At 25.7% G+C, this 16384-nt stretch carries 16 protein-coding genes and 2 tRNA genes; 13 read left to right on the forward strand and 5 right to left on the reverse strand.

The window, feature by feature from the left end; all coding sequences use genetic code 4:
• Window positions 1-276 precede the first annotated feature (276 nt).
• The 10 genes from dnaA to V2E26_RS00050 all read left to right on the forward strand — a co-directional run bounded on the left by dnaA (window position 277) and on the right by V2E26_RS00050 (window position 6271).
• On the forward strand, window positions 277-1638 hold the full coding sequence (gene dnaA / locus V2E26_RS00005; RefSeq protein WP_330463425.1) for a chromosomal replication initiator protein DnaA: 1362 nt from the start codon (window positions 277-279) through the stop codon (window positions 1636-1638).
• A gap of 18 nt (window positions 1639-1656) precedes the next feature.
• Window positions 1657-2760, forward strand: a complete 1104-nt coding sequence (gene dnaN, locus V2E26_RS00010; RefSeq protein WP_330463426.1) for a DNA polymerase III subunit beta — start codon at window positions 1657-1659, stop codon at window positions 2758-2760.
• Window positions 2761-2973, forward strand: a complete 213-nt coding sequence (locus V2E26_RS00015) for an RNA-binding S4 domain-containing protein (protein ID WP_330463427.1) — start codon at window positions 2761-2763, stop codon at window positions 2971-2973.
• 78 nt (window positions 2974-3051) lie between these two features.
• Complete coding sequence (gene rpmB, locus V2E26_RS00020; RefSeq protein WP_330463428.1) at window positions 3052-3249, forward strand: 50S ribosomal protein L28; 198 nt, start codon at window positions 3052-3054, stop codon at window positions 3247-3249.
• An 85-nt stretch (window positions 3250-3334) separates the two neighbouring features.
• Window positions 3335-4048, forward strand: a complete 714-nt coding sequence (locus tag V2E26_RS00025; protein ID WP_330463429.1) for a phosphorylase family protein — start codon at window positions 3335-3337, stop codon at window positions 4046-4048.
• Window positions 4049-4067: 19 nt separating this feature from the next.
• Complete coding sequence (locus V2E26_RS00030) at window positions 4068-4838, forward strand: TatD family hydrolase (protein WP_330463430.1); 771 nt, start codon at window positions 4068-4070, stop codon at window positions 4836-4838.
• A 5-nt stretch (window positions 4839-4843) separates the two neighbouring features.
• Window positions 4844-5608 carry a 16S rRNA (adenine(1518)-N(6)/adenine(1519)-N(6))-dimethyltransferase RsmA gene (gene rsmA / locus V2E26_RS00035; RefSeq protein ID WP_330463431.1) on the forward strand — a complete coding sequence of 255 codons (765 nt, stop codon included), beginning with the start codon at window positions 4844-4846 and terminating at the stop codon, window positions 5606-5608.
• Window positions 5609-5783: 175 nt separating this feature from the next.
• A tRNA-Cys gene (locus V2E26_RS00040) sits at window positions 5784-5858 on the forward strand.
• 6 nt (window positions 5859-5864) lie between these two features.
• Window positions 5865-5941, forward strand: a tRNA-Arg gene (locus tag V2E26_RS00045).
• A 120-nt stretch (window positions 5942-6061) separates the two neighbouring features.
• Complete coding sequence (locus V2E26_RS00050; RefSeq protein WP_330463432.1) at window positions 6062-6271, forward strand: hypothetical protein; 210 nt, start codon at window positions 6062-6064, stop codon at window positions 6269-6271.
• Window positions 6272-6780: 509 nt separating this feature from the next.
• Here V2E26_RS00050 and V2E26_RS00055 read toward each other — a convergent pair.
• Together V2E26_RS00055 and V2E26_RS00060 are read right to left on the reverse strand one after the other, a co-directional pair.
• Window positions 6781-7032: a hypothetical protein gene (locus V2E26_RS00055; RefSeq protein ID WP_330463433.1), complete on the reverse strand. Its 252-nt coding sequence runs from the start codon at window positions 7030-7032 to the stop codon at window positions 6781-6783.
• 452 nt (window positions 7033-7484) lie between these two features.
• Entirely contained in the window at window positions 7485-8060 is a 576-nt protein-coding gene (locus V2E26_RS00060) for an Eco57I restriction-modification methylase domain-containing protein (protein ID WP_330463434.1), read from the reverse strand.
• A gap of 197 nt (window positions 8061-8257) precedes the next feature.
• Between V2E26_RS00060 and V2E26_RS00065 the strand changes: the two genes are divergently transcribed.
• Both V2E26_RS00065 and V2E26_RS00070 read left to right on the forward strand, forming a co-directional pair.
• Window positions 8258-9052, forward strand: a complete 795-nt coding sequence (locus V2E26_RS00065) for a dimethylarginine dimethylaminohydrolase family protein (protein WP_330463435.1) — start codon at window positions 8258-8260, stop codon at window positions 9050-9052.
• Window positions 9053-9732: 680 nt separating this feature from the next.
• The gene (locus tag V2E26_RS00070; RefSeq protein WP_330463436.1) at window positions 9733-10074 is read left to right on the forward strand and encodes a hypothetical protein; all 342 of its coding nucleotides are present in this window, start codon (window positions 9733-9735) and stop codon (window positions 10072-10074) included.
• A 191-nt stretch (window positions 10075-10265) separates the two neighbouring features.
• On the opposite strand, the gene V2E26_RS00075 is transcribed toward V2E26_RS00070, so the two are convergent.
• From V2E26_RS00075 to gpmI, 3 genes are all read right to left on the reverse strand, one after another.
• Window positions 10266-10391 carry a hypothetical protein gene (locus V2E26_RS00075; RefSeq protein ID WP_330463437.1) on the reverse strand — a complete coding sequence of 42 codons (126 nt, stop codon included), beginning with the start codon at window positions 10389-10391 and terminating at the stop codon, window positions 10266-10268.
• 445 nt (window positions 10392-10836) lie between these two features.
• Window positions 10837-11598 (reverse strand): variable surface lipoprotein, encoded by a 762-nt coding sequence (locus tag V2E26_RS00080; protein ID WP_330463438.1) that lies wholly within the window; start codon window positions 11596-11598, stop codon window positions 10837-10839.
• Window positions 11599-11699: 101 nt separating this feature from the next.
• Window positions 11700-13220 carry a 2,3-bisphosphoglycerate-independent phosphoglycerate mutase gene (gene gpmI / locus V2E26_RS00085; RefSeq protein ID WP_330463439.1) on the reverse strand — a complete coding sequence of 507 codons (1521 nt, stop codon included), beginning with the start codon at window positions 13218-13220 and terminating at the stop codon, window positions 11700-11702.
• A gap of 344 nt (window positions 13221-13564) precedes the next feature.
• Here gpmI and V2E26_RS00090 point away from each other — a divergent pair, with 344 nt between their 5' ends.
• Window positions 13565-16294 (forward strand): DUF885 family protein, encoded by a 2730-nt coding sequence (locus V2E26_RS00090; protein ID WP_330463440.1) that lies wholly within the window; start codon window positions 13565-13567, stop codon window positions 16292-16294.
• Window positions 16295-16384 lie beyond the last annotated feature (90 nt).

The raw sequence follows: 16384 nt of genomic DNA on the forward strand, positions 1-16384 counted from the left end.
AAGCAAATTATTAATCAAAATTAATAAAATATCATAAGGTTTGATTAACTTTGAATTAGACAGAAGATGTATAAACTAATTTCTTAATTTAGAGATGTAGTTATCTACAAAAAAATTAATACTATTTTTCTAAATGTAAATTTATATAAAATCTATGAAAAATAGCTAATTTTTAGTTGAAAAACAGATATAAAAAATGTTGATGAAATGTCAATAAATGTTATAAAAAACGATTTTAAGTAAAATAATATTGTGTTTAAAATATAATTTTAAAATATGGAATATCAAGATAAAGAATTAGATTTGAATGTAAGAAACCAAATTTTTCAAAATGAGTTAAAAAACAATGCAAGCGATGCAATGATTTATAATAATTTTTTCTCAGTTTTAAAATTAGTAAGTGTTGAAGAAAGTAATGCTTATGTTATTGCTCCTGATGCAATAATTGATTATATAAAGACACAATATTATCAAACAGTTCAAAGGGCACTAATAAATACATTAGAAAAAAAAGTTGTCCTATCATTAATTTCATCCGTGAGTGAAATTGAACAGATAATTGATAAGGACAAAACTCAACAATTTATCAACAATCAAAAAGCAACAAATGTAAAAGACAATTTAACTTTTGAAAATTATGCAACTGGTAGTTTCAATAAAATTGCACTAAAAGCAGCTAAGCAAATATGTTCAAAATATGAAGATAGCTTTAACCCGTTGTTTATTCATTCGAATAGTGGATTAGGAAAAACTCATTTACTACATGCGATTGGAAATGAGTTAAAAAATAAAGGATTAAATTGTTTGTATATAAATCCTGATAATTTAACAAGAAGATTAGTTGAACAATTAAGATCAAAAAATCAAGAACAAATAAACAAAATAGTTGATGAATTAACTGCCTATGATTGTTTAATGTTTGATGATGTACAACAATATGGCAATAAAGAAAGTACGCTTAATGTTTTATTTAATATCATTAACACGATGAAATCTGATGAGAAACAAATTATTTTTTGTGCAGATAAAAGACCTAATGAACTCGGTGGATTTCAACAAAGATTTTTAACTCGTTTTGAAGGTGGATTAATAATAGAAATTAATAACTTAGAGTTAGATGATGTTATTTCAATTCTTAAATTTAAATTAAAAGAAAATGGTGTTAATCCTCAATTATGAGAAGAAGAAGCATTAAAATATATTGCAAGGAATTTCTCATCTTCAATAAGAGCATTAGAAGGCGCTATCAGCAGAATTAAATTATTCTCTGACGGAGATGATTTCTTTACATATGATATTCGAACGATGCAAAACATTTTTAAAAATGTGACAAGAAATACAGAAGCCATAACACCTGAAAAAATAATTGAAACTGTATGTAAGTACTATGGAATTGATAAGAAAAAAATTACAAGTAATACAAGAGTTCAAGAAGTAGTTATACCTAGAAAAATAATTATATATTTATTAAAAAATAACTTTGATTATACCCTTAAAGAAATTGGGCAAAAAGTAGGTGATCAAGCTCATTCAACTGTTATTGCTTCATTAAATTGAATAGAGGCAAATTTACAAAGTAATCCTTCATTAAAAATGGCAATAGAAAAAATACAAAATACATTAAAGAAGATAATTTAAGATAAGGAATTTTAAAATATGGAATTAAAAATAAAAATTAATAAATTGTTATTAGATAATGCAATTGAAAAAGTAGCAAAAGCAATTGATTCAAATCCTTTTATGCCTGAATTAAAAGGTATATTACTTGTTGCTGAAGGTAATAAGATAACTTTGATTGGTTCAAATAGTGCGATCAGTATAAAGCATGATATCATTACCTCTTTAGATGCTGAAATAATAGTACCAGGAAGAATTTTAATTGATCTTTCTTTATTTAGAAACATCGTTAAAAAATTAGATGGCGATATTATCTTAAAATCAGAAGAAAACAAGTTAGAACTAATTACTGAAAATGATCGTTTTTCATTAAATTTATATGATGTTACCGAATATCCATTAATTGATTTTTCTATATATGGAGACCAAGTAAAAGTAAATTGACAAAAGATAAAAAGTATTGTAAGAAATGTAGCTGTTTCAGCCTCATCGCTAGAAACAAATATAATTTTATGTTGTATAAATATTTCTGCACAAAATAATAAGTTAAAATTCGTAGCAACAGATAAATATCGTTATGCCGAAGAAGTTATTGATATTGAAGAAGATAATAATTTCAATATTTCATTACTAGCAAAAAATTTAAAGGATATTTTAAACTTTGATTATAACGGAGATGTAGTTTTAAATGTATCAGAACAAAAAATATCTTTCGAAATCGAAGGAACAACAGTTCAGTCAAAAGTATTGGATCAAGTATATATCGACGTATCAAAAATCATTCCAAAACAATTTGCTAATACACTAATAATTTCAAAAAGAGAATTAAATAATTTATTAAATAAAGCTTCAGTAATTATTTCAGAAAATTATAATAAGATAAGATTACATATATCTGACGATGTCTTAACAATTTCATCAACAAGAGAAGAAATCGCAAATGCTGAAATTAAAACAAAAAACTTTTCATACACTGATAGCGAACTTAAATTAGCCTTAAATTCTAAATTCTTAAAAGATGCAATTCAAAGTTTAGATGATGAAATTAAATTATCTTTAACTGCTGATAAAATGAGAATTGTAATTACTTCTGATTCTAATAAAAATTTATTCCATTTAATTACACCACAAAGAGGTTTTTAGATGAAAGTAGAAATTTTTGGAGAAGAAATTAAACTAAGTCAGTTTTTAAAAAAGGTAAATGTTTGCAGAACTGGGGGAATGGCTAAATATTTTTTAAATGTTCATACAGTTAAAATAAACGATAGAACACCAGATGGTAGAAATGCTAAAATAAGAATTGGTGATACAGTTTGAATTGATGAGCAAGTTTACTTTATAACACGTGCTTCATAACAAAAGCAACAAAAAAATAAAAAAAAATTAAATTAATATAAAATATTAACATACTATTTACATAATTAAGGAGATGCGATGCCAGGAAGAGATCAATTAACAGGTCAAAAACCATTAAGTGGAAATAAAAGATCACACGCTTTAAACACTTCAAAAAGAACATTTGACCTTAACTTGCAAAAAGTAACCGTTTTAACAGAAAACGGATCTAAAAAAACTGTCAGAGTTACTGCAAAAAATGCTAGAACTCTAAAGAAATACGGACTAGTTGCTTAATTTATATATATAATAAGTTCTTGGATTACCAAGAATTTTTTATTAATTATTTAATGTAAAATTTTTAAATTAAAGTAAGGTAAAAATGGAAAAAATAAGTTTAATCGTAATAGCTGAAGAAGAAGAAATAGAAATTAATAAGCAACAAAATCTGTTATTAGATTCTGTATTTTCGATTAATAATATAAGACTATTTTTGTACAAAAATTTAGTTTCATCAAAAGAGTTTGCATTACTTTTTTGTGGCGTTGGTAAAAGTAATTCAGCCTTTTCATTGACAAATAGCATTTGAGCATTAAAAGAAAAAGGATATTTAATAAACAACATAATTAATATAGGACCTGTTGGTTCTATACAAGATGAATCAATTGGGAATGAATTTTTGATTGAAAAGGCATATTTTTATGATGTCGATTTAACATATATTCCTGGATATAAACTAGGTCAATTACCAAATAATGAATATGATTTTATAACATCTGCTTCATTGAATAAAAAAATATCTATGCTTTATCCTAAAAAAATTCAATTAAAAAATATTTGTACAGCCGATAAGTTTTTTTTCAAACAAGATATCAAAAAAATAAATAATTTATTTACAAACGTAAGCTTAGTCGACATGGAAACCGCTTCCTTAGTTCAAATTGCTAACAAACTTAACATTGAAATTAGTATTATAAAAATAGTTTCTGATTTATTAAGTCATGGTGAAAATTATTATATAAGCAAAAAAAATATTTGAAAAAGCAAAGTAAATTCAGTGTTCAAATTTTTAACTGAAGAATTTATAAAAAATTAAAATAAAGAAAGAGAAAATAATGGAATTGAAATATATTGATGTTCATACACACCCATTTAAGGAATATTATGATGACCCATTTGCAATAGTATCAGAATGAAGAAAAATGGATATGGAAAAATTATTCATCGTTGGGACTAGCAAAGAAGATAGTCTTGAATTAATGGAATTATGTAAAAAAGATAAGGAATTTTTACATCCTATTATTGGAATTCATCCAACTTTGGCAAGTGGAAAAGAAGATGGTGCATTTTTAGAAACTATAATTGATAAAGATGTTATTGCGATTGGTGAAATTGGTTTAGATTATCACTATAATGATTCTCCTTCTAAAGAAATACAAAAAGAATCATTTATAGCTCAATTAGAAGTGGCTAAAAAACACAATATTGTTGCTATGTTACATATTCGTGATGCATTGGATGATGCTTTTGATATTATTACAAAAGAAGAATACAAAGATTTAAAAATTGTAATGCATTCATTTAGTGGTGATTTGGAATTTGTAAAAAGAATCTTACCTTTTAAAAATATTTATTTTTCAATTTCAGGTGTAGTAACTTTTAAAAATGCCAAAACATTGCAAGAAGCAGTTTTAAATATACCTATTGATCGATTATTTTGTGAAACCGATACCCCTTATTTAGCCCCAACGCCAAAGAGAGGACAACCAAATATAAGTCCTTATGTTCAATATACATATAAATATATTTCTAATTTAAAAAATATTAGCGAAGATGAATTTGTTATACAAATTAGAAACAATATTGAAAAAGTTTTTGGAGTTTAATTTTTATGGAAATAAAGGCAAAGAAAAGCTTTGGGCAAAACTTTTTGATAAATAAAAAAATTCAAAATAAGATTATAGATTCTTCAAACATTGAAAATGAAGATGTTATTGAAATAGGTCCGGGTTTAGGAGCATTAACAAATTTATTAATTAATAAAGTAAAATCGCTTGTTGCATATGAATTAGATAAGGAAATATATGAAATGTGAATCTCAAAAAATCTTGGCCAAAAAATAAAATTTATTAATCAAGATTTTTTAGAAGCAAACTTATATAGTATTGATAAAAGAGTTGTAGTTGGTAATATTCCATATAATATAACATCACCTATATTGTTTAAATTAATCGAAAATAAACAATATATAAAATCAGCAACAATAATGATTCAAAAAGAAGTTGGAGACAGATTAATTGCAAAGCCTAATAATAAGAGTTATAGTAAGCTGACTGTATCACTACAAAGTGTTGCAAATGTTCAAAAGATATTAATTGCAAAATCATCTGATTTTAACCCTGCGCCAAAAGTGGATTCAATGGTTGTAAAGATTGATTTTAATATAGATATTGATTTTGAATTAGAAAAATATTTAGATTTTATAAAAAGATGTTTCCAATTCAAAAGAAAGACCTTAATGAATAATTTGATTACTTCATATGATAAAGATAAATTATTAAAAGTTTTTCAAAAAAATCAAATCAATCTTCTTTCACGGCCAGAATCATTGGAAATTAAGCAATATATTTCTTTATTTAAAGATCTTGTTATTTAATTTTATAAAGTTTTTTTTATTAAAAATATCAATATAATATATTATAATAATAAATATATTTCAAAGATATATTAACGCACAACCCACAAGTGCGTTTTTATTTTTATTGCTTTATTATAAAAAAATAATAAAAAACTAAAAAAGAAGTATAATACTAGAGCAATAAATTAGTGTTGCCACCATAGCCAAACGGCCAAGGCATAGGTCTGCAACACCTTGATTACCGGTTCGAATCCGGTTGGTGGCTCCAATAAATGCGCCCGTAGCTCAATTGGACAGAGTGTTTGGTTACGGCCCAAGAGGTTGCGGGTTCGACTCCTGCCGGGCGCGCCAAAATCAGTGATGACCGAAAAAACGCCAAATTGGCGTTTTATTTATTTATTTTTTTTCAGCTGTAAAATTTCAACGTGTTAATATAAAAGTTATAAAATTAATTTCATAAAGAAAACTGCTATGAAAAAAGAAGGAAAATTAAATTCATTGAAAAAATTATGTGATTTTGATGGAGAAAAATTTGTTTCTAAAAAAGGTAAGAAATACGTTAATGCATTATCTGATTTATTTGAATTGAAAAATATTAATGATAAACCTTTTACGGAAAATGAAATAATTAATCAACCCACTTTGGATATTTTTTCATTTAAAGTCGTTAAAAGAATTTAAAAAAATATGTAAATTAAAGGCAGAACCACTTTTAATTATTGGTAATAAAAGAATAAATGAAAGGATTATCGAATTTGATTTTGAGGACGAGGAATCTAAAAATATTTTTGAAAATACACCAGGAGTCGTTTATATAATAATTTGTGAAATTAGAAAAAAAGAACATATTATCAAAATAGGAAGTACAAGACAACAATTTAAAGGAAGATTAATTTCATATAATTGTGGTGTTGTAAATAATTGACGAACCGCATCAACTACAAATATTAAGATTTTGCAATCAATGGTAACAACAAGAAAAACTTTCAATCTTTATATACTTAAGTGTTCAAAATATGTAAATTATAGTTGGCATAATGTTATTTCAACATATTTTGCAAAGCCGAATATTTAGCTTATGAAGATATACTAATAAAAGAGTTTGTTAAACAATTTGATAAAAAGCCATTGGCTTAATGTACAGGCTAATGCTACTAAGATAAGATAATTTATAATAAAGGTATCAAAATTTAATATTTTATTAATGATACAAGCTCATTTATTTCTGCTTTTTCTTCTTCTGTAAATTCAATTTTGTTGAAAAAATTTAAATGTTTTAAAACTTTTATATTATTAAAATTTCCAAATCTGCTTAGGTGAATAATAAGTTTAAATTCATCTTTTTTTATTATTTTTAACACGTCTTCAGCTTCTTTTTTTGAGTTAAAACTCATATAACCTACAGATTGAGTTATATTTACGTTGTGTTCAATGTAAGGCAAATAATAAGTTGATAAAGGAAAATAATTATTCAATTATCGTATATATCTTGTTTTTTACTTGAATATCTTATTTTTCTTGGTGTATGTATCGTTTTATAAATAAATTCATTAGTCTTTTCATCACTTAAATAGTTTCTCTGTGTATGATTGTGTAAATCACATCTATAATTAAAGGAATTTCATTTTTCGCTAATTATTTTTCTTATAATGCTCATTATATTATTGAAAATATATAAAGGTATAAAAGGAATATCCTTTAATATAACCCCCCCTTGAACATCTTTTTTTAAATAATTATTAATTATTGTTGTTTTATTATTTATTTTACTTTTTTGTCAAATAAATATAGTGAATGAAGACCCAACGCCCTTAAAATATTTTTTAGCATCATTATCTATAATTAGAAAGCTACCTTGTGTTAGTAATTTTTTTAGAGTTGTATTATTTGTATTTTAAGTCATTCAATTATTTGGTGTTATAAAACATAAATAACCACCGTCATTTAACATATCCATAGATTTTTCTATAAAATGATTGGAAAGACTCTTATTTTTATTGCCTCCGCCAGAATACGGAGGATTAGCCATAATTAAATCAAAATGATTATTTCATTCATCAGTTAACTCAAAAAAATTATTGTTTTGAATATTCTTTGGGTTTAGTAGGGTTTTGCAATTGTTATATCTTACCAAATTCATTTTCGTTATATCAAATATTGTCTTCACTTGTTTTAGTTCTACAATACGACCGAAGTTCCCATTACCACAACATGGGTCTAAGATTTTTAGATTCTTATTTTTCCAAAAATCACTTGGTATATAATCGATCATTTTTTTAACGCATTCCATTGGCGTGCATATATCATCGTTAGTTATTTTATGGCTATTATCATTATTTAATTTATTGAAGTAATCAAAAATATAATCTATTTCTCTATCGCCTATATAATATATTTTTGAATTATTTTTATCATTTTCTATATGGTTATTAATTTCAAAATTATCAACTACATCTATATATTTTGACATATGCTTTTACCTCTATATTTAATTATAATCAATTATAATTAATGACTAATAATAATTTAGTTTCATTTTACATAAACTAACTTTCATTTTAAAAAAAACATTTCCTACGACGTTTTTAATCATTAATAATCGGGTAAAATTAATATGTGGGTTAATAAAAACCCGCAAACAAATTTTAAGGAGCATTTACAAATAATATGACACAAATGAAAGATAAATTTAAAAACGTAATCGTTAAGGTACCTGCATCATCTATGGTTGATGGTATTACATCGGCCCCAGAATTAGGCAAACCTATTTACGATCTAGCATTAGTACAACACGGAAAATATATTGAAGCATTAAGAAGCTGTGGAGTAGAAGTAACAATATGTCCGAAGAATGAACAATTCCCAGACTCATGTTTCGTTGAAGATACAGCTGTAATAGTAACTGGGGAAATTGCTATTTTATCAAACCCAGGAGCATCTACACGTAATGGTGAAAAACATGAAATGTTACCATATCTAGAAAAATTCTTCGATAAAGACCACCTATTTAAAATTGAAGCACCAGGAACATTAGATGGTGGTGATGTTATGATGGTTGGAGATACATACTATGTAGGTATGTCTGAAAGAACAAACCGTGAAGGAATTCGTCAATTCCACAATATTTTAGCAAGCGTTGGAAAGAAATGTATTCCAGTACCAATGACTGAAATGTTACATCTAAAAACAGGTGTTAACTACCTAGAACATAATAATTTATTAATTTCAGGTGAATTCTTACACTATCCAACATTTAAAGATTTTAATCAAATAGTTGTTGATAAAAGTGAAGGATATGCAGCAAACTGTATTTGAGTAAATGAAACTGTTATTGTTCCAGAAGGATACCCAAATGTTTTAAAAGCAGTTCAAGACTTAGGTATTTATAGAGTTATTACATGTGACACCTCAGAATATAAAAAACTTGATGGTGGATTAAGCTGCTTATCTCTAAGATTCTAATTGATCATATTTAATTTAAAATGCAATAGGTAAAATCAAAGCCTATTGCATTTTAAATGCTTGAACAATAATGTTTTAAAAAAGGGATACTATAATTTTATATGAATATAAAGAGTGAATATGTTTTTAAATTTAATGGAATAAAATAACCAATTAAAATAAAAATAATTATTATTTTTTAATTAATTTTTAAACTATTTTATTAAAGCATTAAATGTTTCTATTTTTAAATTAGATGAGCGGTATATTAGAACATTTCCAAATAAGTTTTTAGGAGATAATTTAGGATAATATGATTTTATTAAGTACTTCGTTAACGGTTTCCTTGATAGTTTTAATTACAAATATATTAATAGGAGTTAAACAACATAGTCAATATTATTTCATTAATGAAACTCTAGATTTTCTTACTAAAAACAAAAAAATAGCACCGTTTAGTTTAAAAACCGAGTTATTTTGACTAAAGATAAGGATAATTACATTTTCGATATTGTTATTTTTTGCAAATTACTATATTTTTACTTGCAATTACAATCAAAATTTATTATCCATTAAGTAGCGGTAATCCAAATGTTAATTTTATATTTTTAGTATTTTTGATCCTTCCAGTATTTTTATTATATTCTTCAATAAAAACTTTTATGATATTAAAAACAAAGATTAAAAACTATAAGACAAATATGAATAAAGATGGAGATTGAGAAAATTATTATATTTCAATTGAAAAAATTAATTTGAATGACCCTATATTCAGATTTATTGATGAATATTTTTTAGGAAACAATATTAAATTAAATAAAATATTCAGTGTAAGTAACACATTTTTTAATACATTTTCCACCTTTAAAAAACTTAACAAAAAACTCTCAAAGATTGAATCAATTAATGATCGAATAGATTTTATTGATGATTTAATGTTTGCAAAACCATCAACTTTTCAGGTTGATAATAATATTTTAGATCTGGAACAAGTCAGTCTATTACGTTATAAATTAACAGAATTAGCAAATAATTTAAAATAATATTATAGAGAAAATATGAATATAAAAATATTGATAATTATTTTAGTAATTAGTATTATATTTACTAATTTATATAATTTTCTTTTTTATATTTTTATATTTAAAAGAAGGGTACTTCATTCCCTAAATGAAATTTCAATTATTGAGAATGAAAATTTATGATATGATAATTCATTTTTAAAAAAAATGTTTTATAAAAACGCTTTATATATTGTTTCTTGAATGGTTCCAAATATATTTTTATGTTGCACAACATCATTATTAATTGTTTTATTTTCGCGTCAAGAGTTGTCAAAAATTTTTCTATCAATTTTCATTATATTTAATTTTGTATTTCATACTCCTATAACTTCTTTCTTTTTTAAAGATATGAAATTTCTTAATAATCATGAAAAATTTTATAGATTTTTTAAATCACATAATTGTAATAAAAAACAATTTTTTTGACAATATAATAAATGAAGAAAAGTATGAACTTTTTATATCAAAATTAAATAACAATATTGACATAGAATATTTAGGCTTTAATGGAAAAGTTATAAAAAAATACCATTAAATGATCTTAAAAAAATTTTCTTTAGAAAAGGAAAGTTTATTCAATTTAATTTAGATAGATTTTTATTTATTGAACTTAAATATTTAAAAGTTAATAATATTGAAATTAATATGGATGAGCTTTCTTTCCTAAGATTATATTTAATCAAAAAATTTAATTAATTTAAAAGCACCTTTTTGGGTGCTTTTAAAACAAAATATTTAATCTTACCTTGTTGAAGGTGTTTCAGGTTTTGTAGTTGTATCTGAACCTTCATTTTCACTTGGTGTAGATGGTTTATCGCCTGATGTATCTGTTGTCTTATCAGGTGCTTCGGTATCTTTTTTCTCATCTAACTTTATTTTTTCTTCTTTAAAAGTATTTAGGGCTGTTTCTAAAATGGTTAAAGCATTTGTATAATTTTGAACAGAATCATTTTCGTTTCCAGCAACTGTTTTAGCGGCTTGAATTGCTTCATTTAAAGTAGCCTTTATTTCTTTATACTTTTCATCAGTAGCTTGTTTTACTTCTGCTTCTACTTCTTTGATTTTTTCTAATAGTTTTGTATTTGGATGAACAAAATCTAAATTATTTTGTTTTACTCAATCAGAAAAGGCCTTAATTTTTGAATATGATGAATTGAATAATAATTCAAAAGTTGTTTTACTGCTGATTGTTCTTGCCTTAACTGATGTAATAAGAACTGATAATATTTCAGTGATTAATGTATTAAATTTAGAAACAAATTCTTGCTTTTTATCAGCTTTATTTTCAAAATTATAATCAACATAATCAGCTTTTAATTGTTTTGTTTCTTTGTCATAATATCCATTAAAATTGCTTGATATGTTATCTAGTAATAAATTTAATTGTCTTACTTCTCCTTCATTTATTTCTACTTCTTTTGAACATGAAATAGAAATAGCAGGAATAATTGATAAGGAAGATAAACTTGCTAAACCAACTAATATTTTGTTTATTTTTTTCATAAATTCTCCAAAGTTTTATAACTAAAATTTTAAATTTTATTTATTTTTAAATAATAGTCTAATTATACATTAACTATTTAGTTTGTTTGGATTTGATTTTTTTAAAATCTTTTTAATAAGCTTTTTCCACTCATTTCCTTAGGTTTATCGATATTTAAATAATCAAGAATTGTCGGCGCAACATCACACAATGAGCCATTTTCTAATTCAATAGTCTTATCAGTAGTAATAAACATAACGGGGCTGGTAGTATGTTTTGTTGCAGGTTTATTATTTTCATCTTCAGTAATTTCAGCATTTCCATGATCTGCTGTAATAAATCATGTTATGCTATCTCTGTTTGCAATAACGTATTTCAATATTCTTTCAAATTGTTCATCTAAGAATTCAATAGCTTTAATTGTTGATTTTAAATTACCTGTATGGCCAACCATATCTGGGTTTGCATAGTTCATAATTACAAAATCAAAATCGGAAATTTTATCTAATAATTGATCTGTTATTTCTTTAGCAGACATATGTGGATAATCAGCAAATGACTCGGCCTTTATACTTTCTACTAATATTCGCTCTTGATTTTTAAAATTAATTTCTTTTCCACCATCCATAAAGAATGTAACGTGTGCATATTTTTGAGTTTCTGCTAATCTTAATTGTCTTAGATTATTATTTTGTATAACTTCTCCAAGTGGATTTTTTATTTCCATTTCTTTGAAAGCTATCAGCGAGTCTATTCCTTCGTATTTCATCATTGATGCAAATAAATTTACTTTTATTTTGTTATTAGGTTTGTAAGAATATAGATTGCTTCCTAGAATAAGGTGTGATAATTGTCTTGCTCTATCTGGCCTGAAATTAAAGAATAAAACATTATCATTATCTTTCAAAAATAGGCCATCTTTTGCTTGAGCAGGAATAAAAAATTCGTCATATATTTTTTGAGAATATTGATCATTTATATATTTATTAACATCTTCAAAAACATTTTCTGATTTACCTAGTATAGCACTTAAAGCAAGTTCGTTCCTTTCAAATATTTGATCTCTATCCATTGCATAAAACCTTCCAGAAATTGATGAAATAGGATAGTTAAATTCTTCTGATAATTTATTTAATACATTAAGTGAATCGTTTATTGATTGTGGTTTAACATCTCTACCATCACCAAAAATATGAATTGAAACTTTTTTTAACCCTTTTGATTTTGCAAGTTTCATTATTTCAAACAAATGATTATCTAATGAATGAACCCCGCCGTTACTTAATAATCCCATTAGATGTAGTGTTGAATTATTTTTAATTGAATCGTCAATTATTTTATTTAAAACTTCATTTTTTAAAAACTGTTTTGTTTTGATTTCATTATTTATTAATGATAAACCGGTATAAACTATTCTACCTGCACCGATGTTTAAATGACCAACTTCTGAATTTCCAATTTGTCCTTTTGGTAATCCAACAAATTCCCCAGAAGCTTGTAATACCGAATTAGGACACATTGCGAACAAATAATCAAAAATAGGGTGAAATGCTTGTGCATAGGCATTGCCTTGGTTTTCTTCTCTTAATCCTAGACCATCAATAACTGTTAAAATAACTTTTTTCTTTTTATTAGTATTCATATATAAAATTCCTTTTATTTTATAAAATAAGATTGTGATATAAATAAAATTATATATTGAAGTTAAGACGAAAAAAATTTTTAAATATTCAATTTAAAATAAATAATTTTTATCAATTTAGTTAAGTTTTATGCATTTTTTGGAATTATTGAATAAAAAGGTCTCAATTTAATTGTTTTATGTGAAAACTGTTTTTTAAAGTTGTAAAATAAAAATACCTGTTATTTTTAAAAAAGCAGGTAAAAATTTTTTATATTTATTTTACATTTTTAGTTAATTTAAGATGACTTCAAAACAGTTTTAAATTTAATAAATTAAATTATTTGAAAGGAAAAAAATTTTTTATGACTCCAAAAACAAAAAAAACTTTAATAACTAGTGCTATTGTAGGTGGACTAATTGCAGCTCCATTTGTTTTAACATTAACACCATGAGCAATACAAAAAAAAATAGTTAATAAAGAATATAGAGAAAATCCTTCAGCTTTCATCGAACGTACTAAAGAAAAAGCTAAGGCAGATAATCAAGAAATATTAGATAAAATTGAAGCTAAAGCTGAAATGATTGCGACTTTAGAAACAGAATACAATGCTATTGAAAACAAAGATAGCAATGAAGCCGTTGCTAAGAAACAACAAATTGATACGCTAAATCAAGAAAAAGCAACTTTAGAAGCTCAACTTAATGAAGCTATTGAAGAAGCTTTATATCCAGCTTTAGAAACATTAGCAGAAAATGGTGATGCTACTGTTAATAAGGACAATTACAAATATACAGCAAAATATGTTGTTAAATCTTATGAAAACTTTAAAAACGATCTTAAAACTTTAGGTGAAGAAGTAGATCTAAATTACCCTTCAAAAGAACAAGTTGAAAAAATTAGCGAATTTTACCAAGGATGAATTGATAAATTTAGCAAAATTAATCCAAATAACTTAGATGTTACATTAACTGCATGAGTAAGCGGTTTAAAATATGACTGAGAAATTGCTAAATCAATTTATGCTTCTGAAAGCCGTTTAGTAGGTTCATACTTAGAATGAGGTCTTTCATACGCTTATCCAGTAAACTCATTCTATGATTCAATAAGTGAAATCAAAGATGAAACAGCAACTAAATTATTAGCTAACCTAAGAGAAGGTATTGCTTCAAACGTTGTTTTATCAAAAGTTGTAATTAAAAATAACGTAAAAGCATTCTTATCAGCTCACTATGCAAAAGAATTACTAGAATTTGCTAAAGGAACTGAAGAAGAAAAAAGTGTTGCAGATATTATTGCTTCTTCATCATTAAGCGACGAAACAAAAGCATTCCATACTTTCTATGCTACAGAGTACTACAACGCTTCAACTCACGGCGTGGGTGAAAATCTACCTGAGTTAAAGGTATTTAAAACAAACAAAGACAATAAAGAAATCGAAAATACAATCGAATTATTTGATGAAACAGACTCAACAACTAAAAAAGTTTATGGTCTAGGATTAACACAAAAAGACTTAGAAGCTAAAAATGTTGGTCTTGCACACATGCCAGGTTCAGAAGAAACAACAGATGGTAAGAAAATTTATAGCTCAATTCTTAAATTCTCAACTACTTCTAACGACAGTGCACAAGATGTTTTTGAATCAGGATATACAACTTCAAAAACAGCAGCTAACAACATGACTTTAACTGCAAAAGCTGTAGCTAAGTTAATTACAGGAAGTGAAACAGGTGTTTGAGCACCAACAGTTAAATATGACGAAGATGGATTAGGCGAAAAAGAAGCAGCAGATGTACAACTAAACATTAGAAACGAAGCTGGCGAAATTAATTTAATTGAATTTAACAAATGAATGAACCAAGAACAATTCTTCTTTGGACGTGAAGATTCTTCATATTACACAGAAGAAAAGAAAAAAGAATTAGTTGAAGATGCTAAATTAGAAGACGCAATTAAGAACTTAAAAGATTTAGGATATGAATTTTTAAAAGATTCGGAAGAAAAATACGGTTCAATTACAAACAAACAATTCTACTACGGTGCTTTAGAAGCATTCAAGGGATATGGACAATTTAGAGAAACAACAATGCAAGAGGGATTTTCATACTTCCCTAACCAAGTTCCAAAATACGGTTTAACAACCTATCAATATTCAAGACGTGCTGACGAAGGTGTTGGTGCATATAATGAAAATTCTAAGGTTGAAAAAGATGGATTTGGGGCATTTATGTTTAATGCTGACCCATACTACAGCTTACCAAAATGATCAGTAACATCATTTGCTAACCACGAAAGTGTTATGGGACACCACAACCAAATTTACTATGCAGAACAATTCTTGAAAAAAGTAGACGGTTTAACAATTGGAAATATTTTCAATTACACGTCATACATCGAAGGATGAGCTCTATTCATGGAATGATTTGGAATTGAAGCTGGATGATATGGAACACCTGATTTTGCAAATGAAGATTACTACGCCTTACCTTCAAGTTTCAAAACTTCAAAAGGTATTACAAGTTTTGTAAAAGCTACAACAGCTGAAAATGTAACAGATGAGGAAGTTAAAGGTATTCAAGAACTTCATGGTGGAGTTTATTGAAAATTAGCAGCTAACGGAACTGAAATTACGGAAGAAAATAAGAAAGCTCACACTCTAAAAGCTGTTGAACTTGCAAACATGCTACAATACTACGGAGCTTTAAATGAAGCTCAATTACGTAATATGAGACGTGCAGTTGATACAGCATATCATGGTGATATTCAAGGTCAAGAAGATTTACCTGCAGGTGCATCAATTCAAGATGTAAGAAACTTCTTAAAAGCAAATTCAGCATTAGGAATTGGTGATATTACTTCAGAATCAAAACGTTACCTAAATCTACCAGGTCAAGCAACCTCATATAACTCGGGTAAGGAAGCTATGTTAAAACTATACGACAGAGTACGTAAATCAAAAGGTTTAACAAGAGAACAATTTGTTTCAGATAAAGAAAATATTAAAGAATTCTTAAATCTGTTATTAGAAACAGGTGCATTACCACTAGATACATTAAAAGAAATTGTTGAATTACATTACAATCTAAAATAATTAAATAGTTTATTTATTAAAATACCACGCGTTATGGCGATGGTATTTTAATTTGATACTGTTATTTTGAATAATAAAAAGTTAATAAAT

Source organism: Metamycoplasma gateae (assembly GCF_036352135.1).
Classification (GTDB): domain Bacteria; phylum Bacillota_I; class Bacilli_A; order Mycoplasmatales; family Metamycoplasmataceae; genus Metamycoplasma; species Metamycoplasma gateae.